This is a genomic window from Acidisoma sp. (genome assembly GCF_965199065.1).
In the GTDB taxonomy this organism is placed as follows: Bacteria; Pseudomonadota; Alphaproteobacteria; order Acetobacterales; family Acetobacteraceae; genus Acidisoma.
Map to the genome: position 1 here is coordinate 344,268 of NZ_CBDAQN010000001.1, position 21,263 is coordinate 365,530.

The 21,263-nt window shown below is 69.0% G+C and carries 16 protein-coding genes; 15 read left to right on the top strand and 1 reads right to left on the bottom strand.

Going from position 1 to position 21,263, the window contains the following annotated elements; translation table 11 throughout:
• Positions 1-2 precede the first annotated feature (2 nt).
• From ACOEQ1_RS01665 to ACOEQ1_RS01730, 14 genes are all read left to right on the top strand, one after another.
• On the top strand, positions 3-1,997 hold the full coding sequence (locus ACOEQ1_RS01665; protein WP_419757494.1) for a peptidoglycan D,D-transpeptidase FtsI family protein: 1,995 nt from the start codon (positions 3-5) through the stop codon (positions 1,995-1,997).
• Positions 1,984-3,459, top strand: a complete 1,476-nt coding sequence (locus ACOEQ1_RS01670; protein ID WP_419757495.1) for a UDP-N-acetylmuramoyl-L-alanyl-D-glutamate--2,6-diaminopimelate ligase — start codon at positions 1,984-1,986, stop codon at positions 3,457-3,459. Before ACOEQ1_RS01665 ends, ACOEQ1_RS01670 begins: the two co-directional genes overlap by 14 nt.
• Positions 3,456-4,844, top strand: a complete 1,389-nt coding sequence (locus ACOEQ1_RS01675) for a UDP-N-acetylmuramoyl-tripeptide--D-alanyl-D-alanine ligase (protein ID WP_419757496.1) — start codon at positions 3,456-3,458, stop codon at positions 4,842-4,844. The genes ACOEQ1_RS01670 and ACOEQ1_RS01675 overlap by 4 nt, the downstream gene beginning before the upstream one ends.
• A complete protein-coding gene (gene mraY, locus ACOEQ1_RS01680) occupies positions 4,844-5,932 on the top strand; it encodes a phospho-N-acetylmuramoyl-pentapeptide-transferase (protein WP_419757497.1) in 1,089 nt (362 codons plus the stop codon). The genes ACOEQ1_RS01675 and mraY overlap by 1 nt, the downstream gene beginning before the upstream one ends.
• Positions 5,929-7,266, top strand: a complete 1,338-nt coding sequence (gene murD / locus ACOEQ1_RS01685; RefSeq protein ID WP_419757498.1) for a UDP-N-acetylmuramoyl-L-alanine--D-glutamate ligase — start codon at positions 5,929-5,931, stop codon at positions 7,264-7,266. The genes mraY and murD overlap by 4 nt, the downstream gene beginning before the upstream one ends.
• The gene (locus ACOEQ1_RS01690; RefSeq protein WP_419757499.1) at positions 7,266-8,387 is read left to right on the top strand and encodes an FtsW/RodA/SpoVE family cell cycle protein; all 1,122 of its coding nucleotides are present in this window, start codon (positions 7,266-7,268) and stop codon (positions 8,385-8,387) included. Before murD ends, ACOEQ1_RS01690 begins: the two co-directional genes overlap by 1 nt.
• Positions 8,384-9,505 (top strand): undecaprenyldiphospho-muramoylpentapeptide beta-N-acetylglucosaminyltransferase, encoded by a 1,122-nt coding sequence (gene murG, locus ACOEQ1_RS01695; protein WP_419757500.1) that lies wholly within the window; start codon positions 8,384-8,386, stop codon positions 9,503-9,505. Before ACOEQ1_RS01690 ends, murG begins: the two co-directional genes overlap by 4 nt.
• The gene (gene murC, locus ACOEQ1_RS01700) at positions 9,502-10,944 is read left to right on the top strand and encodes a UDP-N-acetylmuramate--L-alanine ligase (RefSeq protein ID WP_419757501.1); all 1,443 of its coding nucleotides are present in this window, start codon (positions 9,502-9,504) and stop codon (positions 10,942-10,944) included. The genes murG and murC overlap by 4 nt, the downstream gene beginning before the upstream one ends.
• An 8-nt stretch (positions 10,945-10,952) precedes the next feature.
• On the top strand, positions 10,953-11,882 hold the full coding sequence (gene murB, locus ACOEQ1_RS01705; protein WP_419757502.1) for a UDP-N-acetylmuramate dehydrogenase: 930 nt from the start codon (positions 10,953-10,955) through the stop codon (positions 11,880-11,882).
• Complete coding sequence (locus tag ACOEQ1_RS01710; RefSeq protein WP_419757504.1) at positions 11,879-12,796, top strand: D-alanine--D-alanine ligase; 918 nt, start codon at positions 11,879-11,881, stop codon at positions 12,794-12,796. Before murB ends, ACOEQ1_RS01710 begins: the two co-directional genes overlap by 4 nt.
• The gene (locus ACOEQ1_RS01715; RefSeq protein WP_419757505.1) at positions 12,784-13,758 is read left to right on the top strand and encodes a cell division protein FtsQ/DivIB; all 975 of its coding nucleotides are present in this window, start codon (positions 12,784-12,786) and stop codon (positions 13,756-13,758) included. Before ACOEQ1_RS01710 ends, ACOEQ1_RS01715 begins: the two co-directional genes overlap by 13 nt.
• Positions 13,759-13,779: 21 nt before the next feature.
• On the top strand, positions 13,780-15,066 hold the full coding sequence (gene ftsA / locus ACOEQ1_RS01720; RefSeq protein ID WP_419758615.1) for a cell division protein FtsA: 1,287 nt from the start codon (positions 13,780-13,782) through the stop codon (positions 15,064-15,066).
• Positions 15,067-15,184: 118 nt separating this feature from the next.
• The gene (gene ftsZ, locus ACOEQ1_RS01725; protein ID WP_419757507.1) at positions 15,185-16,792 is read left to right on the top strand and encodes a cell division protein FtsZ; all 1,608 of its coding nucleotides are present in this window, start codon (positions 15,185-15,187) and stop codon (positions 16,790-16,792) included.
• A 73-nt stretch (positions 16,793-16,865) separates the two neighbouring features.
• Entirely contained in the window at positions 16,866-18,017 is a 1,152-nt protein-coding gene (locus ACOEQ1_RS01730) for an MFS transporter (RefSeq protein ID WP_419757508.1), read from the top strand.
• Here the strand turns inward: ACOEQ1_RS01730 and ACOEQ1_RS01735 are convergent.
• Positions 17,958-19,049 (bottom strand): glycosyltransferase family 2 protein, encoded by a 1,092-nt coding sequence (locus ACOEQ1_RS01735; RefSeq protein WP_419757509.1) that lies wholly within the window; start codon positions 19,047-19,049, stop codon positions 17,958-17,960. The two genes, ACOEQ1_RS01730 and ACOEQ1_RS01735, sit on opposite strands and share 60 nt — an antisense overlap.
• A 63-nt stretch (positions 19,050-19,112) precedes the next feature.
• On the opposite strand from ACOEQ1_RS01735, the gene glgX reads away from it, so the two are divergent.
• Positions 19,113-21,263, top strand: coding sequence for a glycogen debranching protein GlgX (glgX, locus tag ACOEQ1_RS01740; protein ID WP_419758616.1), 2,151 nt, complete (start codon positions 19,113-19,115; stop codon positions 21,261-21,263).

A 21,263-nucleotide genomic window follows, 5' to 3' on the forward strand; every position in this document is an offset into this window, starting at 1 on the left:
TCATGAGCGACGCGCCCCCGCCGGACATGACGCCGAACAACCCGTGGGGCCCGCGGCCCCGTCGGCCGGATCCGCACGGCGAGACGGTCCGCGTGACCTCACCCGATCTCCGCCGCCGCGCCGCGATCGAAAAAAGCCGCGCCCGGCTGGTTGCGGTCGCCGGCGTCTTCCTGCTGCTGTTCATGGCCATCGCCGGCAGGCTCGCCTTCGCCACCTTGATCGACCCCCTGAAGCCGGCGCCTCGCGTCGTCGAGCACTTCGTCCCCGAGCCGCCGGAAGCCGCTGTCGCTCCGCCGTCCGGCCGCGCCTCTATCGTCGACGCCAATGGGCAGATTCTGGCGGTTTCGCTGCCCGTCGCCGATCTCTATGCCGACCCGCGTCAGATGATGGACACCGAGGCCGTCGCTGCCGCGCTTAAGAAGGTGCTGCCGCAGATCGACCAAGCGGACCTCGCCCGCCGGCTCGCCTCGGCCAAGGCCTTCGTCTATGTGGCGCGCCAGATCACGCCGGCCCAGGAAATCGCCGTCAACAACCTCGGCATCCCGGGCCTCTCGTTCCAGACCGCCTATGAGCGCCGCTATCCGCTGGGCGACACGGCGGCGCAGGTGCTCGGCGGCGTCGACATCGACAGCGACGGCATCGCGGGCGTCGAGAAATACTTCAACACCCGCTTGAACAGCGACCCCACGCCGCTGCGCCTCTCCCTCGATGTGCGCGTGCAGACGATCCTGCGCGACGAGGTCGCCAATGCGGTGAAGACCTTCACCGCGGTCGGCGGTTGCGGCATCGTCGAGGACGCGACGAACGGCCGCATCCTCGGCATGGTGAGCATTCCGGACTACGATGCGAACGACCTCGCGACGGCCAGCGACGCCGCGAAGTTCAACCGTTGCGCGACGGGCACCTACGAGCCGGGCAGCGTGTTCAAGCTGCAGACGGCCAGCATGGCGCTCGACGATGACGTGATCCACCTGTGGGACAGCTTCAACACGACGCACCCGATCCCGATCGGCCGGTTCCACATCACCGATTTCGAGCCCAAGCACTACTGGATGCAGCTGCCCGACATCATGAAGTTCTCGTCCAACATCGGCGCGTCGCGTATTTCGATTCTTATCGGAAAGGACCGTCAGCGGAACTGGCTGCAGAAGCTCGGGCTGATGACGCGCGAGCCGATCCAGCTGCCGGAGGCGGCACTGCCGCAGGTGCAGCCCGCAAGCACCTGGGGGCGCGCGACGCTGATGACGGTCTCCTTCGGCAACGGCATCGCCGAGACGCCGCTGCACATCGCGAACACGGCGGTCGCGATCGTCGACGGTGGCACGCTCTACAAGCCGACGCTGCTGGCGGCGAACCCGGGCGATGCACCGCCCGCCGGCGTGCGCGTCATGCAGGAGAGCACCTCCGACACCATGCGGAAGATCATGCGGCTGATCGTGCTCGACGGCACCGGCAACATGGGCGAGGTGCCGGGCTATTTCGTTGGCGCAAAAACCGGCACCGCTCAGAAGGTTGCGGCGCATGGCGGCTACAAGAAGCACACCAACTACAGCTCCTTCGTCGCGGCCTTCCCGATCTATGCGCCGCGCTACGTCGTCTATGTCGCGATCGATAGCGGTCATGCGACCGCCGCGACCCACGGCTTCACCACCGGCGGCTGGATGGCCGCGCCCTCCGTCGCCCATGTGATCGCCCGCATCGGGCCGATGCTCAACGTCATGCCGCGCTTCGACAACGTCGATGCAATCAACCGGGAACTGGCGATCCCGATGCCGTATCCGGCGCCGCCGGGCGTCGTGCCGCTTGGGCCCAACAACCCCGGCGAGCCCGACGACATCGCCGATGCCGGCCGGCCGGATCGTCATGATGTCCGCCGCGCCGCGCCGAGAGCCGTCACGGCGGCCGGGTGGAGCGCGCCAGCGTCGGTTGCCGCCAGCTTGCGGCACGACGCGATGTACCGGGTCCCAGCGCCGGCCACGGCCGATGCGGCTCGTTGATCTGATGCAGGCAACCTCCAACCCGGGTGGGCTAGGCCGGCCTGCCCCGACGATTGGCGACATCGACGTCTGCGGCATCACCGCCAACAGCCGGGAGGTGAAGCCCGGCTACCTCTTCGCGGCCCTTCCAGGCAGCGCCCACGACGGCCGGCAATACATCGCCGACGCCGTGGCGCGCGGCGCCGCCGCCGTGCTGGCGCCGCAAGGCACGGACTGGCCCGCCGGCGTGCCGCCGCGCCCCCTGATCCTCGATGTGGAGCCACGCCGCCGCCTCGCACAGATGGCGGCGTCGATGGCTGGGCCGCAGCCGCGCCGGATCGCCGCCGTCACCGGCACCAACGGCAAGACCAGCACCGCCGAGTTCCTGCGGCAGCTCTGGGCCATGAGCGGCCATGAGGCTGCTTCGCTCGGCACGTTGGGGCTCATCGCGCCCGGCATGCCGCAAGGCGCCGGGCTGACCACCCCCGACCCCGTCAGCCTCGCCGGCACGATGGCGACGTTGGCGAAAGCTGGCATCCAGCATGTGGCGATCGAGGCTTCGTCGCACGGGCTCGACCAGTTCCGGCTGGACGGGCTGCGGCTGTGCGCAGGCGCCTTCACCAACCTCACGCGCGACCACCTCGACTACCACGGCGGCATGGAGCCATATCGCGAGGCGAAGCTGCGCCTGTTCGCGGACCTCCTGCCGCGCGGCGCGCCCGCCGTCGCCGGCATGGCGCTGGAACCCGAGACGCGGCAGGCGATGACGGCCATCGCGGCCAAGGCAGGCCTGAACTTCGGCACCGTAGGCGAGGGCGGCTCCCTCATAGCGCTGCATCGCGCGACGCCCCGGCCCGGCGGGCAGGTGCTCGCTTTGACGGCTGCCGGGCGCCGCTTCGATATCGACCTTCCTCTGCCCGGCCGCTTTCAGGCCGACAACGCCCTGCTGGCCGCGGCCATTGCGTTGATGCTCGGCGACACCGCGGTGTTCGACCGGCTGCCGCGCCTCCTCGGCGTGCGCGGCCGCATGGAACTGGCGGCGACACTCCCGAATGGAGCGGCAGCCTACGTCGACTACGCCCATACTCCCGACGCCATCGCGCGGGTGCTGGCTGCGCTGCGCCCACACGCCGAAGGCCGCCTCGTCATCGTCTTCGGCGCCGGCGGCGACCGCGACCGCGGCAAGCGGCCGCTGATGGGCGCGGCGGCGCAGGCCGGGGCAGACGCCGTCATCGTCACCGACGACAACCCCCGCACCGAAGACCCCGCCACCATCCGCATCGAGGTCCTGACCGGCTGCAACGGCGCCCTTGAAGTTGCCGGGCGCGAAGACGCCATCGCCATCGGGCTCGGACTGCTGGGACCGGGCGACGTGCTCGTGGTGGCCGGCAAAGGTCACGAGCAGGGCCAGACCATCGGGACGGAGACCTTGCCCTTCGACGACGCGGCGGCGATCCGCCGGCTCGCGGGTATTCCGGCGTGAGCGCGCTGTGGACAGCGGACGACCTCGCCGTGGCGGCGGGCGGCGTCATGACCCGGCCGTTTGCCATCAACGGCGTCTCGATCGACACGCGGACAGTTGCCCCTGGCGATCTGTTCGTGGCCTTGCACGGCGAAAACCGGGACGGGCACCAGTTCGTGGCGGCGGCTCTCGGTGCCGGTGCTGCCGGGGCGCTGGTCGATCGCGACCCGCCGGACGCCACCGACAGCGCGCCGCTGCTGTGGGTGAATGACACCCTCGCCGGCCTCACCGCGATCGGGGCCGCGGCGCGGGCACGCTTCACCGGGCGCCTGGTGGCGGTTACCGGCAGCGTCGGCAAGACGACGACGAAGGCGATGCTGCGGCGCATCCTCGTCGCATCTGGCCAGACCCATGCGGCGCTTGCTTCCTACAACAACCACTGGGGTGTGCCGCTGACGCTTGCCCGGCTGCCACCCGGTGCCGCCTACTGCGTCGCCGAGATCGGCATGAACCATCCGGGCGAGATCGCGCCGCTCGCGCGGCTGGCGCGGCCGCATGTGGCGGTCATCACGAATATCGCGCCGGTGCACATCGGCCATATGGGCAGCCTGGACGCCATTGCGGCCGAGAAGGCGGCGATCCTCTCAGGTCTTGTAGCGGGGGGCGTTGCGGTGCTGCCCGCCGACAGCGCTCATCTCACGATCCTGACGCAGGCCGCCGAGGCCGCCCGCATCATCCGCTTCGGCCGCGCCCTGACCGCAGAGGCCCGGCTGCTCGACGCCGTGAACGACGCCGACGGCGTGAACGTGTCGATGACCTTCGAGGGCGTGCCGCTGCGCTTCCGGCTGGCCGCCCCTGGCGGGCACATGGCGATGAACGCGGTCGCTGCCATCGCGGCCGCCGTGGCGCTCGGCGTGGAGCCGCACCATGCCTCCGCCGCGCTCGACGGCTTCGAGGCTGTCACCGGCCGTGGAGCGCGCCGGCGTCTCGCACTTCCCGAAGGCGAGGCCCTGTTGCTCGACGAAAGCTACAACGCGTCCGGGCCTTCGGTTCGCGCGGCGCTCGCCGTGCTGGGCCTGCAGCCCGCTACCAGGCGCATTGCCGTGCTCGGCGACATGCTGGAACTGGGCGCCGACAGCGCCGTGGAGCATGCCGGCCTGGCTCCCGATGTCATCGCCCATGCCGATCTGCTGTTTGCCTGCGGCCCGGAAATGCGCCGCCTGTTCGATGCTGTGCCCGCCGGGATGCAGGCGGGCCATGCCGCGACCTCGGCGGAACTCGCGCCCCAGGTTGCGTCTGCGTTGCGGCCCGGCGACGCGGTTCTGGTCAAAGGCAGCCTCGGCAGCCGCATGGCCGCCATCATCTCCGCCCTGCCCGCCGGCGCAGAGACGGGCGGGGCCGCCTGATGCTTTACAACATTCTGCTTCCGTTCTCGGACCAGCTGCACATCCTCAATCTCGTCCGCTACCTGACCTTCCGGTCGGGCGCGGCTTGCCTGACCTCGCTCGTCATCAGCTTCCTGCTGGGGCCGCGCGTCATCCGCATGCTACGGAGCCTGCAAAAGCAGGGGCAGCCAATCAGGCTTGATGGCCCTGAGCGGCATCTGGTGGAGAAGAAGGGAACGCCGACGATGGGCGGCGTCCTCATCCTGAGCGCGCTGACCATTTCGACGCTGTTATGGACCGATCTCGCCAACCCCTATGTCTGGGCGGCGCTCATCGTGACGCTCGGCTATGGCGCGCTAGGCTTCGCCGATGACTTCTTGAAAGTAACGAAGCGGAATACACGCGGCCTGTCCGGCCGGCTGAAGCTCATCGGCCAGGCGAGCATCGGCCTGCTCGCCTCGATCTGGATCATGGTCCATATCGGCGGACCCCTCGGCAGCGGCATCTCCGTGCCGGACTTCAAGAATGTCTTGATCCCGCTCGGCATTTTCTTTCCGCTGTTCGGGATGCTGGTGATGATGGGCGCGTCCAACGCGGTCAACCTCACGGACGGGCTGGACGGCCTCGCCATGGTGCCGACGATCATCGTCGCCGGCGTCTTCGCCTTCATCGCCTACCTCGTCGGCAACCGCATCTTCGCGAACTATCTCGAACTGCCCTTCGTTCAGGGCTCGGGCGAGTTGGCCGTGTTCTGCTCGGCGCTGATCGGTGCGGGATTGGGCTTCCTCTGGTACAATGCGCCGCCAGCCGCGGTCTTCATGGGCGATACCGGCAGCCTCGCCCTCGGCGGCGCCGTCGCGACCGTCGCCGTGGCCACCAAGCATGAGATCGTGCTGGCAATCGTCGGCGGTCTGTTCGTGGTCGAGACGCTGTCCGTGATCATCCAGGTCTTCTGGTTCAAGCGGACGGGGCGGCGCGTGTTCCTGATGGCGCCGCTGCACCATCACTTCGAGAAGAAGGGCTGGGCAGAGCCGACGATCGTCATTCGTTTCTGGATTGTCTCGATGATCCTGGCCCTCGTCGGTCTAGCAACCTTGAAGATCCGTTGATGACATTTCCAAGTCATGTTTTTGACAATTCGCGTTTCGCCATCCTCGGTCTCGGCCGCAACGGCCTGCCGGTGGCGCGCAGCCTGCACGCGATGGGCGCCGAGGTCGTGCTGTGGGATGACAACGCGCCGGCCCGCGATGCGGCCGCCGCCGAGGGCTTCACGGTCGCAAATCTCATGGCTGGTGATTTCGCCTTCGATGCGCTTGTTCTGTCGCCGGGGATACCGCATCACCTGCCGGCGCCGCACGCGGTCGCCGCCCGCGCGATTGCGGCCGGCGTGCCGATCCTGAGCGATGCCGAGTTGCTGTTCCAGGCGGTGCGCGCCGCCGGAAGCCGCGCCCGATTCGCGGGCGTCACAGGAACAAACGGGAAATCCACGACTACGGCGTTGCTCGCTCACATACTCGGCGAGGCGGGCGTCCCGGTGGCCGCCGGCGGCAACCTCGGCACGCCCGCGCTCGCGCTGCCGCTGCTGCCGGACAACGGTGTCTACGTTCTCGAAATGTCGTCTTACATGTTGGAGCGAATCGCAACTCTCCGCTTCTCTACAGCGGCAATGTTGAATCTGTCGCCAGATCATCTCGACCGTCATGGCAACATGACCGGCTATGCCGATGTAAAGCGTGCGATTTTCGCGCGCCAGACAGAGGCGGACGTGGCCGTGGTCGGAGTGGACGATGCGCTGTCCGCCGCGATGGCCGATGATTTGTCCACCGGTCCGATGCGGCTGGTGCGGATCAGCGGCCGTGGTGCAGAGACCGGCGCCGCCGCGTTGCCGGGTGAGCACAACGCCCAGAATGTCGCCGCCGCCACCGCAATGGCGCGGGCGCTCGGTGTCGATGACGCGACGATGACGGCGGCGGTGAAAAGCTTTCCCGGGCTGCCGCACCGGCAGGCGCTTGTCGGCACATATCAGGGCGTGGCGTTCGTGAACGACAGCAAGGCGACCAACGCGGACGCCGCGGCCCGCGCACTCGGCTGCTACGACCGCATCGTGTGGATCGCCGGCGGCATGGCCAAGGCCGGCGGGATCGCATCGCTGCGGGAGTTCTTTCCCCGCGTCGTCCATGCCGAGCTGATCGGCCGGGACGCGGAGAGCTTCGCCGAGACGCTCGCCGGGCATGGCGTGCCGCATCGCATCGCGGGCAGTCTGGACGCCGCGGTGCCGGCCGCGCTCGAGCGAGCGCGCGCTCTTGGCGCCCCCGTGGTGCTGCTCTCTCCCGCCTGCGCCAGCTGGGACCAATTCTCGGGCTTCGAGGCGCGGGGCGACCGCTTCGCGAGCCTCGTCGCGGCGCTTGGAGAGCCGGGCGCGATGAGCGGGAGGGCCGCCTGATGCTGGCCCTGTCCCGCACGGATACATCGACGCTCGGCCGCTGGTGGTGGACCGTCGACCGCTGGACGCTCGTCTGCATCGCCATGCTGATCGGCTTCGGCTACGTCCTGGTGCTGGCGTCGAGCCCGGCGGTCGCGCACCGCATCGGCGACCCGCGTGACCTGCTGATCCTCAAGCAGGTGACGTTCCTGGCGCTCGCGGGCCTGATCGTCGTCGGTGTTTCGATGATGACGCCGAAGGGCATCCGCTGGCTGGCGCTCACCGGCACGCTGGTGGCGCTGCTGCTGACCGCGTTCACGCTCGTCCACGGTGTCGAGATCAAGGGTGCGCGGCGCTGGATCAACATCCCGTTCCTCTCGCTGCAGCCGAGCGAGTTCCTGAAGCCTTTCTTCGCGGTGGTGACGGCGGGCCTGCTGGTGGAAAGCCGTAACGCCGAGAAGTTCCCCGGCCGGCTTCTCGCGATCATGCTCTATGGCCTCATCGCGCTGCTGCTGAAGACGCAACCCGACATCGGCATGCTCGCGGTCATCAGCATCGTTTTCCTGGCGCAGCTTTTCCTCGATGGGCTCAATCTCGCCCTTGTCGGCATTTCGGCGGGCGGACTGGTGGTGAGCTTCATCGCCGCCTTCTTCCTCATGCCGCACGTGCATGTGCGCGTGGAGCGTTTCCTCCACCCGACGGAGCAAACCGCCTATCAGGCGCTGACCGCGCTGCAGGCTTTCGGCAACGGCGGGCTACTCGGGCGAGGCCCAGGCGAGGGCATGGTCAAGGACATCCTGCCCGACGCCCACGCCGATTTCGTCTTTGCCGTCGCGGGGGAGGAATTCGGCCTCGTCGTCTGCTTGTTCATCCTCGGCATCTTCGCCGCCATCGTGCTGCGCGGGCTGGTGCGGCTGGTGGCCGAGAACGACCAGTTCGTGCTGCTGGCCTCGGCGGGCCTGCTCATCAGCTTCGGACTGCAGGCTTTCGTTAACATGGCCTCCTCGCTGGAACTCATCCCGACCAAAGGCATGACGTTGCCCTTTATCTCCTATGGCGGCTCGTCGGCGCTGTCGGTCGCGGTGGAGATGGGCATGCTGCTCGCCCTCACGCGCCGCCGCTTTACGAGCGACCGGTCATGAGAGGCCCGCGCGTGATCCCCATCGTCATCGCGGCCGGTGGCACCGGCGGGCATTTCTTCCCGGCCGAGGCGCTGGCAATGACGCTCGCCGGCCGCGGCTACCGCCCGGTGCTGATGACGGACGGCCGCTCGGCGGGCCGTGGCAGTCAGGCCTTCGCCGAGGATGACCGGCATGTGCTGCCGGGTGCCGGGATCGCCGGGCGCGGCGTGGTGCGCGGCATCCGCGCCGGTGGTGCGCTGGCGGCCGGAACACTCGCGGCGCGTCGCATCCTCGTCGGGCTGAATGCGGGCGCGATCGTGGGCTTCGGCGGCTACCCGTCCGTGCCGCCCGTGGTGGCAGCGCGTCTCGCGCGGCTGGGCATCCCGGTCATCCTGCACGAACAGAACGCGGTGCTCGGCCGTGCCAACCGCGCGCTGTCGCGGATCGCGACGCTCCTCGCGCTCAGCGCCGACCCGACGACGCGCGTCCCTCGCGGTGTGAAGACGGCGCTCGTCGGCAACCCGGTGCGGGCCGCGATCGCCGCCCTCGCCGACATTCCCTATCTGCCGCCGGAAACGGACGGCCCGATCAACCTGCTGGTGACCGGCGGCTCGCTTGGCGCCCGGGTGCTCAGCGAGGTCGTGCCCCAGGCCCTCATCGCTCTGCCCGAGATGTTGCGGATGCGCCTGCGCGTCGTGCAGCAGGCCCGGCAGGAGGATGGCGCCCGCGTCCGCGCCGCCTATGAGGCTGCCGGGATCGTGGCCGAGGTCGCGCCCTTCTTCCCCGACATCGCCCGCCACCTCGGAGCGGCGCATCTCGTCATCGCCCGGGCGGGCGCCTCGACCACGGCGGAACTCGCGGTCGCCGGGCGGCCGGCGATCCTGGTGCCGCTGCCGAACGCGATCGACGACCACCAGACCGCGAACGCGGCGCTGCTCGCACGCCTCGGCGCGGCTTGGGTGATGCCGCAGCCGCAGTTCACCGCAGATGCGCTGACCGCGCGGCTCGCCGGCCTGCTGACCGACCCCGCGGCGCTTGCGATCGCGGCCGAAGCGGCGCGCGGGCAGAGCCGGGTTTCGGCGGTCGACACGCTCGCCGATCTCGTCGAGCGCATGCGGGTTGGGGAGACGCAGTCATGAGGGCGCTCCCTCTCAACATCGGCACCATCCACTTCGTCGGCATCGGCGGCATCGGCATGTCCGGCATCGCCGAGGTCCTGCACAATCTCGGCTACTCCGTGCAGGGCAGCGACATCGCGGACTCCGCCAACGTGAAACGTTTGCGCGGCGAGGGCATCGCGGTGGCCATCGGGCATGAGGCGGCCAATCTGGGCCAGGCCCAGGTCGTCGTCGTTTCCTCCGCGGTCAAGAACGACAACCCGGAGGTCCAGGCGGCGCGGGCGAAGCTGATCCCCGTCGTGCGCCGGGCCGAGATGCTGGCCGAACTCATGCGCCTGCGCTGGTCGGTGGCCGTCGGCGGCACGCATGGCAAGACGACGACCACGAGCCTCGTGGCCGCCGTGCTGGAAGGCGCGAACCTCGACCCGACCGTCATCAACGGCGGCATCATCAACGCCTATGGCACCAATACGAGGCTCGGCGCCGGCGACTGGATGGTGGTCGAGGCGGATGAGAGCGACGGCAGCTTCCTGCGCCTGCCGGCGGTGATCGCCATCGTCACCAACATGGACCCCGAGCATCTCGACCACTGGGGCAGCCAGGAGGCGATGGAGGCGGGCTATCGCCAGTTCGTCGGCAACATCCCGTTTTATGGTTTCGCCGTGCTCTGCGTGGACCACCCGGCGGTGCAGCAGATGATCCCGCGCCTCGCGGATCACCGCATCATCACCTATGGCTTCAGCCCGCAGGCCGACATCCGCGCCGAGCGCGTCGTCACCGACAAGGCTGGCGCGAATTTCGAGGTCACGGTCACAGATCGCCTGCGCAACCGCCAGCGCCGCATGGGGCCGTTCCGCCTGCCCATGCTCGGCCAGCACAATGTGCAGAACGCGCTGGCCGCCATCGCGGTCGGCACCGAGATGGAACTCGGCGAGACGGCGATGCGGACGAGCCTCGCGGCTTTCCGTGGCGTGAAGCGCCGCTTCACCAAGACCGGCGAGACCGGCGGCATCACCATCATCGACGACTACGGCCACCATCCGGTCGAGATCGCGGCGGTGCTGAAGGCAGCGCGCCAGGCCGGGGCGCGCAACGTCATCGCCGTCGTCCAGCCGCACCGCTATTCGCGGCTGCAGTCGCTGTTCGAGGACTTCTCGGCCTGCATGAACGACGCCGGCACGGTGATCGTGGCCGATGTCTATGCGGCGGGCGAGGCACCCATCCCCGGCATCGACCGGGATGCGCTGGTCGACGGCCTGCGCGCCCGCGGCCACCGCAGCGTCGTGCCGCTGCCGGGGCCGGACCACCTCGCCGAAATGGTGCATGCCATGGCGCATCCCGGCGACATCGTCGTCTGCCTCGGCGCCGGGAACATCACCGCCTGGGCGAACGCGCTGCCGGCGCAGCTGGCCGCGCTGCAGCATCCCGAAGGCCGCTACCCGGCGGGAGCGGTCGCATGAGGTTCGCGATGAACACGCTTCCGCCGGATGCCGCCGTCCTGCCGTCCCTCAAGGGCCGGATCGAGACCAATGCCGCGCTGGGTCCGCTGACCTGGTTCCGTGTCGGCGGGCCTGCCGAGTATCTGGTGAAGCCCGCGAGCGCGGCCGACCTCGCCCAGTTCCTCCGTGCACTGCCGGGCGACGTGCAGGTCACAGTGATCGGCGCGGCGTCCAACCTCATCGTCCGCGACGGGGGCATCGCGGGCGTCGTCATCCGGCTCGCCCGCGGCTTCTCGGCCGTGACAGTCGAGGCCGACGGCATCGTCTGCGGCGCGGCGGCGCTGGACGCGACGGTCGCCGAGCATGCCGCCGCCGCTGGCCTCGGCGGGCTGGAGTTCCTGTGCGGCATTCCAGGCAGCATCGGTGGCGCGGTCGCCATGAATGCCGGCGCCTATGGCAGCGACGTGGCCGCCTGCCTCGACTGGGCAGAAATCGTGACCCGCACTGGCGAACAGGTTCGACTGCCCGCGGCCGATCTGCATCTCTCCTACCGTCATTCCAATTTGCCGGCGGGCGCGGTGGTCACGCGGGTCAGGCTGCGCGCGACCCCGGGCGACGCCCGGCTGATCGCCTCCCGCATGGCCGAAATCCGGGAGGCTCGCGGCGCTACCCAGCCGGTGCGGGCGCGGACCGGCGGTTCGACCTTCGCCAACCCTCCGGGCATGAAGGCCTGGGAACTCATCGACGGCGCCGGCTGCCGTGGCCTTAAGCGCGGTGGCGCGCAGGTCAGCGAACTGCACTGCAACTTCCTGCTCAATACCGGCGAGGCGACCGCCGCCGACCTCGAAGGGCTCGGCGAGGAGGTTCGCCGCCGCGTGGCGGCCGCGACCGGCGTGACGCTGGACTGGGAGATCAAGCGCGTCGGCCAGCCGACCGGACGGCCCGAGGTGGTGGCATGAAGCGCGTCGCGGTCCTGTATGGCGGCATCTCGGCGGAACGCGAGGTCAGCCTGTCCTCCGGCCGGCAGGTCATCGAGGCGCTGCGGACGGCCGGCTACGACGTCGTGCCGGTCGAGGTCGGCCCGGATTTGGCAGCCGTGCTCGCCGCACTCACCCCGCGTCCCGACGCCGTGTTCAATGCGCTGCACGGCCGCTTCGGCGAGGACGGCACCATCCAGGGCGTGCTCGACTGGCTCGGGATTCCCTACACGCATTCGGGCGTGCGGGCCTCGTCCATCGCCATGGACAAGGTCGCCGCCAAGACGGTGTTCGCCGCCGCCGGCCTGCCGGTCGCGCGCCACAGGATCGTCGACGTGGCGGCACTGGAAGAAGCCGACCCGATGCCGCGCCCCTACGTCATCAAGCCGCAGAAAGAGGGCTCGTCCGTCGGCGTCTTCATCATGAAGACCGGCGACAACCGCCGGGCGGAGATCGCCCGCAGCTGGACCTTCGGATCAACGGCGATGACGGAGGAGTATATCGCCGGGCGCGAGTTGACCGTCGCCGTCATGGGCGACCGGGCGCTGGCGGTGACCGAGATCAAGGCTGCTCGCGGCTTCTATGACTATGAGGCGAAATACGCCGATGGCGGATCGCGCCATGTCATTCCGGCCGCCGTTCACCCGGAGATCGCCGCGCAGGCGATGGAGGTGGCGCTCGCCGCCCATCAGGCGTTGGGCTGCGTCGGCGCCACGCGGTCGGACTTCCGCTACGACGATACCGAGGGAGAGCCGGGCCGTCTCGTGTTGCTGGAGGTCAATACCCAGCCGGGCCTGACGCCGACCTCCTTGCTGCCCGAGCAGGCGGCCTATTGCGGCGTCGACTTCCCCGCCCTCTGCGCCTGGATGGTGGAGGCCGCGCAATGCCGCGCGTGAGCAAGACGCCGCCCCCCAACGCCCAGGCTCAAGCGCATGCACAGGCCCGCATGGCCAATGCCCGCATGATGGCGAGCAGCAGCGTCGTCGACCGCCCGAGCCACATCGCCATCATCATCCGGCGGGCGCGGCGCTTCCTGCGCCCCGTTCTCGGTGCCGGGGCGGTGGTCGTCGTCATTTTCGTCGGCAGTCTGGCGCTCCGGGATGCCGGCAGCAGCGATACGACGAGCGGGCTGCGCCGCGCGCTCGGCGATGTCGGCGCGGCCATGGGGCTTTCGGTCCGCAGTATCGTCATCGACGGGCGGGAGAACACGCCCGAACCCGTCCTCCGCAGGGCGCTCGGCATCATGATCGGCGAGCCGATCCTTGGCTTCTCGGTCGCCGCGGCGAGGGCGCGCCTGCTGTCGCTCGGCTGGGTCGAGGACGCGGTCGTCGAGCGGCGGCTGCCCGGTACGCTGGTGGTGAGCCTCATCGAGCGCGCGCCCTTCGCCGTATGGCAGGATCGCGGACGCTTCCGCCTGATCGACCGCAATGGCGAGATCATGGGCGAGCAGGATGTCGGCCGCGCGGCTGAGGAGCTTTCGCTCCCGCTTGTGGTCGGGCCCGGCGCGCCGGAGGCGGCGACCGAACTCTTCGACGAGATGAAGCCCTACCCGGATATCCGGAAGCGGCTGGTCGGCGCAGTGCGGGTCGGGCAGGAACGCTGGAACCTCGTCCTCAAGGCGGGCGGGACCGTCCTGCTGCCGGGCGAAGATCAGGATGCGGCGCTCGAGCGCCTGCAGCAGCTGCAGGGCCGCATGCAGCTGCTAGACCGGCCCGTGCAGATCATCGACCTGCGTCTTGCCGACCGCGTCGTCGTGCGGCCGCGCGCCCTGCCGCCCGTGCCGGCGGGCACGGACGATCTCGCCGGCGTCGGCAAAAGCACCGGCGATGGCGCCGCTGCAACCAAGAGCCAGGAATAACGGGGCCGCATCGTGAACGAAATGTCCTACCGCGCGCTGCCGCCCGCCATCATCGACATGCCGCCGCGCACACGCGCCGTCCGGCCCGGTGTGTTCGGCTCGCTCGACATCGGTTCGACCAAGATCACCTGCATGATCGGCCGCAGCGAGCCCGACGGCACGCGCCGCATCACGGGCTTCGGCTGGCAGAAGGGGCGGGGCATCCGTAACGGAGCCATCACCGACCTCGACGAGGCCGAGCGCGCCATCCGCGCCGCCGTCGGGCAGGCCGAGGATATGGCCGATACCCGGCTGCGCGCGGTGACTGTCAATCTCGGCTGCGGCCAGCCGGAGAGCCGCCTGTTCAACGTGCAATGGCCGGTCGGCGGCCGCGAGGTGAACGAGGACGATATCCGGCAGGTCGTGCTGGAAGGACGTAGCCGTGCCGCCTCGGAAGGTCGGGACGCCATCCATGCGCTGCCGCTGTCCTTCTCGGTCGACGAGACCATGCGCGTCGAGGATCCTCGCGGCCTCCACTGCGAAACCCTTACGGCGCGGCTGCATGTGATCGACGCCGTCTCCTCGGCGCTCCGCAATCTCCATACCTGTCTCAGCCGCTGCGACCTCGAGATCGCCGACCTCGTCTCCGCGCCCTTCGCGGCGGGCCTCGCAACGCTCGTCGAGGATGAACGCGAGCTTGGCACGACGGTCATCGACATGGGCGGCGGCAGCACGAGCTTCGCGGTCTTCGCCGAAGGCCAGCTGCTGCACACGGGGCAGACGCTGGTCGGCGGCATCCACGTGACGAACGACATCGCCCGCCTGCTGTCGACACCCGTTGCCCACGCCGAGCGGCTCAAGACGCTCTACGGCAGCTGCCAGGCAAGCCCCGACGATGAGCGCGAAATGCTGCCCGTGCCGCTGGTCGGCGAGGAGGAGCATCAGATTGCCCGTGTGCCGCGCAGCATGGTGGTCAGCATCATCCGGCCAAGGCTGGAGGAGATCTTCGAGATCGTGAAGGACCGGCTGGAGAATTCCGGCCTGTCCCGCGTGGCCGGCGCACGGGTCGTGCTGACCGGCGGCGCCTGCCAACTCGCCGGCGCGCGCGAGCTGGCGGCGCAGATCCTGGGCAAGCAGGTGCGGCTGGGCCGGCCTGTCGGCCTGCGAGGCCTGCCGGACGCGGCGGCGGGCCCGGCGTTCGCCACCGGGGCCGGTCTGCTCGCCTGGGCCGCGGGCGAGGGCCGCTCGATGCAGGATATCGACCTCGCGATGCGGCGCCCGAGCGGTCCGCTGAAGCGTTTCATCTCGTTTCTGAAGGAGCGGATCTGATGGCCCGGACACGGTTCCCGAATTTGCGCGCAGCCGCGTGCGCCCTCCCTTTCAACAATTGCCAGCAAGCGCCGGCCGGACGCGCGCAGACAGGCAAGTTTTTCCAAGGAGCCCGCCCATGACGCTGAACCTCACTGTTCCGCAACAGTCGCATTGCGACTTCACCCCGCGCATCTGCGTCATCGGCGTGGGCGGCGGCGGCACCAATGCGGTCGACAACATGATCGCCCTGAACCTGCCGGGCGTGGAGTTCATCGTCGCCAACACCGACGCGCAGCAGCTCATGCGCAGCCGCGCCGACCGCCGCATCCAACTCGGGCCAACCATCACCCAGGGCAACGGCGCCGGCGGCAAGCCGGAAGTGGGCCGTCTCTCGGCCGAGGAAGCCGAGGCGGATCTGGAACGTCATCTTGAAGGCGTCCACATGGTGTTCATCACCGCCGGCATGGGCGGCGGCACGGGGACGGGCGCGGCCCCGGTCATCGCGCGGCTCGCCCGCAAGCACGACATCCTGACCGTCGGCGTGGTGACGAAGCCCTTCTCCTTCGAAGGCATCAAGCGCGCCCGCGCCGCCGAGGCCGGCATCTCCGAGTTGCAGCAGTACGTCGACACACTCATCATCATCCCGAACCAGAACCTGTTCAGGATCGCCAACGAGCACACCGGCTGGAAGGAAGCCTTCCAGATGGCCGACAACGTCCTCTACATGGGCGTCCGCGGCGTCACCGACCTCATGGTCGTGCCGGGCCTCGTCAACCTCGACTTCGCCGACATCCGCACCGTGATGTCCGAGATGGGCAAGGCGATGATGGGCACGGGCGAGGCCGAGGGCGACAATCGCTCGGTGCGCGCCGCCGAGGCCGCCATCAGCAATCCGCTGCTGGAGGACACCAACATGGCCGGCGCGCGCGGCCTGCTGATCAACATCACCGGCGGCGAGGACATGACGCTGTTCGAGGTCGATCAGGCCGCCAACCGCATCCGCGAGGAAGTGGACGAGGAAGCCAACATCATCTTCGGCTCGGCGATCGACAGCAGCCTCAACGGCCGCATCCGCGTGAGCGTCGTCGCCACGGGGATCGACAGCGCCGCGATCGAGTATCGCCCGAAGCTCGAACTCGCCGCGAGCAACCCCGAGCGCGTGGTCCTGTCGCTGCAGGCCGCAGCCACTCCGGCCGTCGCTGCCGAGACGGCGTTGCAGGCAACCGGCACCGGCGGCGCCCATGCGGCGTCCGGCGGGTTCAACCCGGCGTTCAGCCCGGCGGCCCCGCAGTGGACGGCGGCGCAGGCGCCCGGCATGTCGGCGACCCAGCCGACCGCCTTTCACCACAGCCCGGCACCGAGCCCGACGATGACGCCGGCGACGCCCACGCTGCGCACGCCCTCCACTCTGCCGCAGCGGCCCGCGAGCCCGCGCGGCCTGTTCGCGGAGCCGGTCTCCCGCCCGGCCGCGGAGCCCGCCTCGGCGCCCGCGCCCTCCGGCGGCACCAGCCTGTTCAACCGTGTGACGGGGGCGATCGGCAAGCGGGCGCAACCTGCGGCGCCTGCCCCGAAGCCTGCGCCCGAGCCGCTGGCTGCCGAGACGACGCGCGCCACCGAACGGGTAGCCGAGACGCGGATGGCCGAGCAGGTCCGGGCGGAGCCGCGCCCCGCGGTGCGGCCGGCGCCGGTCGAGGAGATGGGCGGCCTGGAGATCCCGGCGTTCCTGCGTCGCCAGCATTCCTGACGCCTTGTTCTGAAGGTCGCCATGCGCGTCCGCGGACCTGATCCGTGGAGCGCGGGCGACCGGTGGGGGAGCGGTGACTACGCAAGCGACGGCTGACCCGCTTCCTGCCGCCCGTCTCTCGACCCGGCTGTTCTTTCTCTCGTCCGGCTTCGTCAACGCCGCCTGGGCGCCCATGGTGCCCTTCGCCAAGGCCCGCACCGGTCTTGGCACGGCAAGCTTCGGTGCCGTGCTCATCGGGCTCGGCGTCGGCGCTGTGTTGATCATGCCGCTGGTTTCCTGGGGGCTCAGCCGCCACGGCACGCGGCGCTGCATGGCGGCGTCCTGCGCTCTGCTCACCCTGGTGCTGCCGCTTCTCGCCATCCTGTCGAGCCCGCTTGGCCTGGCGATTGCCCTCCTCTGCTTCGGTTTCGGCCTCGGCGGGTTGGATGCCGGGATGAATGCACAGGCAGTCGAGGTCGAAGCCCGCTCGGCACGCCCCCTCATGTCGGGCTTCCACGGCATGTTCAGCATCGGCGGCCTCGCGGGCTCGCTCGGGCTCACGCTGCTGCTGGCGAGCGGCCTTTCGCTTCTGGTGGCGGTTTTCACCATCATGGCGATCTTCCTCGTCCTGTGGCTGACGCGCCTGCGCGGCCTGCTGCCGGGTAGGGAGCCACGACCCGCCGCCGGCCAGCAGAGCAGCCTGCGGCTGGCGCTTCATCCTGTCGTGCTGGTCATCGGCGCCCTTTGCTTCATCGGCTTCCTCGGGGAGGGCGCGACTCTGGATTGGAGCGCGTTGTTCCTGCACGGCAAGGGTCTCGCCACAGCATATGGCGGCGTCGGCTATGCGGCCTTTTCAGTCACCATGGCAGCGGGACGATTGACCGGCGATGCGTTGGCCCGCCGCTGGGGGGTGGTCAGGCTGCTCCGCTTCAGCGCCATCCTGGCAGCGCTCGGCTGGGCGGCGGCCGTCCTCGTGCCTGGACCCGCCGCAGTGGCGGGCTTCGCACTGGTCGGGCTCGGTGCGGCGAACATCGTGCCGCTGCTGTTCGGCGCCGCCGCCCGGGTTCCCGGCGTGCCCACGAGCGTCTCGATCCCGCTGATCAGCGCGCTCGGCTACGCGGGAATGCTCTGCGGCCCGGCGATGGTGGGGTTCGCCGCCGCCGCCACCAGCCTCGGGGTGGCACTTTCAGGCGTGGCGGCCCTGCTGCTGCTGGTCGTCGCGGCGGCTGACGTGGCCCTTCCCTGACAACCCGTCCTCGACCTCGCCGGTCCAGCGGCGCCGGATGATGTAGATCGGGCGCTGCTTGGCCTCTTCGTAGATGCGACCGACATATTCGCCGATGACCCCGAGCGCGATGAGCTGCGTGCCGCCGAGGAACAGGATCGCCACCATCAGCGACGGATACCCGCTGACGATGTTGCCGAAGAGCACGGTGCGAATGATCAGGAACGTCGCGTAGAGGAGGGACAGGAGCGCCACAGCCACGCCGAGATAGGAGGCGATGCGGAGAGGGACCTGGCTGAAGGAGGTGATGCCCTCGAGCGCGAAGTTCCACAGGCGCCAGTAGTTCCAGCTGGTGCGGCCGGCATAGCGGCCTTCCCGGCGATAGGTGACGGAGGCGGTCGGGAAGCCGACCCAGACAAACATGCCCTTCATGAAGCGCCGCCGCTCGGGCATTTGACGCAGCGCCTCGAGAGCCGCCCGCGACAGCAGCCGGAAGTCGCCTGTGTCGCGTGGGATTTCGATTGCGCTCAGCCGGTTCATGACGCGGTAGAACCAGTGGGCCGATACACGTTTGAGCCAGCCCTCGCCCTCGCGCGCGGCCCGCACCGCGTTGACCACGTCGAACCCCTCCCGCCACTTGGCGATGAGGGCCGGGATGAGTTCGGGCGGGTCCTGCAGGTCGGCGTCGAGCGGGACCACCACCAGGCCGCGCGCCTCATCCAGCCCGGCGGTCAGCGCTGCCTCCTTGCCGAAGTTCCGTGACAGGTCGTAGACGCGGACACGGGCATCGGCCCGCGACAGGCGGATCAGGGCAGCCAAGGTCGCGTCGCGGCTGCCGTCATTGACGCAGACGAGCTCCCAGGTCAGGCCCTCGGCATCCAGCACCGCGCACAACCGGTCGTGGAGCGCCCCGACATTCTCCTGCTCGTCGTGGAACGGAACGACGACGGAAAGCAGCGGCGGCACGGCGCCGACGGCTGCATCGGCGAGGGCGGGGGGATGAAGGTCTGGCACGGCGGCAGCATAGCATCCGCATTCGATACGATACAGCATCAAATCGATCGTGTCTTGGCGCTGGCGACGATCATCCCATTTAGCGTCAACCGCCTCATTCCCATGCTCACGGAGCCACCAGTGTCCAGCACAGAAACTCATCGCGTTCGCGAAGGGCTCCCGCATCCGCGTGGCGCCACCTGGGACGGGGAGGGCGTGAACTTCGCGCTGTTCTCGGCCAATGCCACCAAGGTCGAGGTCTGCCTCTTCGACGCCGACGGCAAGACGGAACTGGAACGTATCGAGCTGCCCGAATACACCAACCAGATCTTCCATGGCTGGGTCGGGGGCATCGGGCCGGCCCAGGTCTACGGCTACCGTGTCTATGGCCCGTACGAGCCCGAGAACGGCCATCGGTTCAATCCGAACAAGCTGCTGCTGGACCCCTATGCGCGCGCCCACACCGGCGAGCTGGAGTGGAATCCGGCGATCTTCGGCTATCAGATGGAGAGCGGCGACGACACGACCTACGACGAGCGCGACAGCGCGCCGTTCATGCCGAAAAGCGTCGTGGTCGACCCCAACTTCGACTGGAAGGGCGAGCCCAACCGGCACCCGATCCCCTGGGACCACACCATCCTCTACGAGACGCATGTGAAGGGCTTCACCAAAAAGCATCCGAAGCTGCCCGAGGAAATCCGCGGCACCTACAAGGGTCTCGGCCACAAGGCGGTGACCGACTACATCCGGGCGCTCGGCGTCACCTCGGTCGAGCTGCTGCCGATCCATAGCTTCATCAACGACAGCCAGCTGCTGGAGAAGGGCCTCACCAATTACTGGGGCTACAACACCATCGGCTTCTTCGCGCCCGACCCGCGCTATGCCCATGAGCGCGAGCAGTCCCTGCGCGAGTTCAAGGAGATGGTCGCCAGCCTGCACGATGCGGGGCTCGAGGTCATTCTCGACGTGGTCTACAATCACACGGCCGAAGGCAATGAGCTTGGGCCGACCCTATCCTTCAAGGGCATCGACAACGCCAGCTATTACCGCCTGCTTCCCGACCAGAAGCGCTACTACATCAACGACACCGGCACCGGGAACACGGTGAACCTGACGCATCCCCGCGTGATCCAGCTGGTGACGGACAGCCTGCGCTACTGGGCGGGCGAGACCCATGTCGACGGCTTCCGCTTCGACCTCGGCACCATCCTGGCGCGCGAGCCGACGGGCTTCGACGAACAGAGCGGCTTCCTCAAGGCCTGCGGCCAGGACCCGCTGCTGCAGTCGGTGAAGCTTATCGCCGAGCCATGGGATTGCGGTCCTGGCGGTTATCAGGTCGGTGGGTTTCCGCCCGGCTGGTCCGAGTGGAACGACAAGTTCCGCGACACGGTCCGCGACTTCTGGAAGGGCGACACCTCGGCGGTCGGACTTGTTCCGCGCCTTTGCGCCTCCGGCGACATCTTCGACAGGGACGGGCGGCGCCCCTTCGCCTCGGTGAACTTCATAACCGCCCATGACGGCTTCACGCTCAACGACATCGTGACGTACAACGAGAAGCATAACGAGGCGAACGGCGAGGACGGCCGGGACGGCAGTTCCGACAACCGCTCGTGGAACTGCGGCGTCGAAGGACCGAGCGACGATCCGGAAATCAACGAGCTGCGCGCTCGCCAGATCCGCAACATGTTGACGACGCTTATTCTCTCGCAAGGCACGCCGATGCTGCTGGCGGGCGACGAGTTCGGCCGCACCCAGCAGGGCAACAACAACGCCTATTGCCAGGACAGCGACATCAGCTGGCTGAACTGGGAGATCGAGGAGAAGGGCGAGAGTCTCATCGAATTCGTCCGAAAGCTCACCGACCTGCGCCACAACTACGCGATCCTCCGCCGCAACCGCTTCCTGCGCGGCGTCTACAACGAGGAACTTGGCGTCAAGGACGTGACCTGGATCAACGCGTCCGGCGACGAGATGAAGGACGACCAGTGGGGCGACGCCGGCATGCGTTGCTTTGGCATGCTCATCGATGGCCGCGCGCAGCCGACCGGCATTCGCAAACGCGGCGGCGATGCAACCATACTGCTCGTCTTCAACGGCGCGCCCGAGGGCGTTAACTTCACGCTTCCGCCGTGCGCCGGCGGCGACGAGTGGACGGTGATGATCGATACCAACCGTCCCGATGCTGAGAAGGATGTGCTGAGAACCGGCCACGTCTACACCGTGACCGGACGTTCGGTGCTCGCCTTCGGCCATCCCAACGAGAGCGACAGCTGA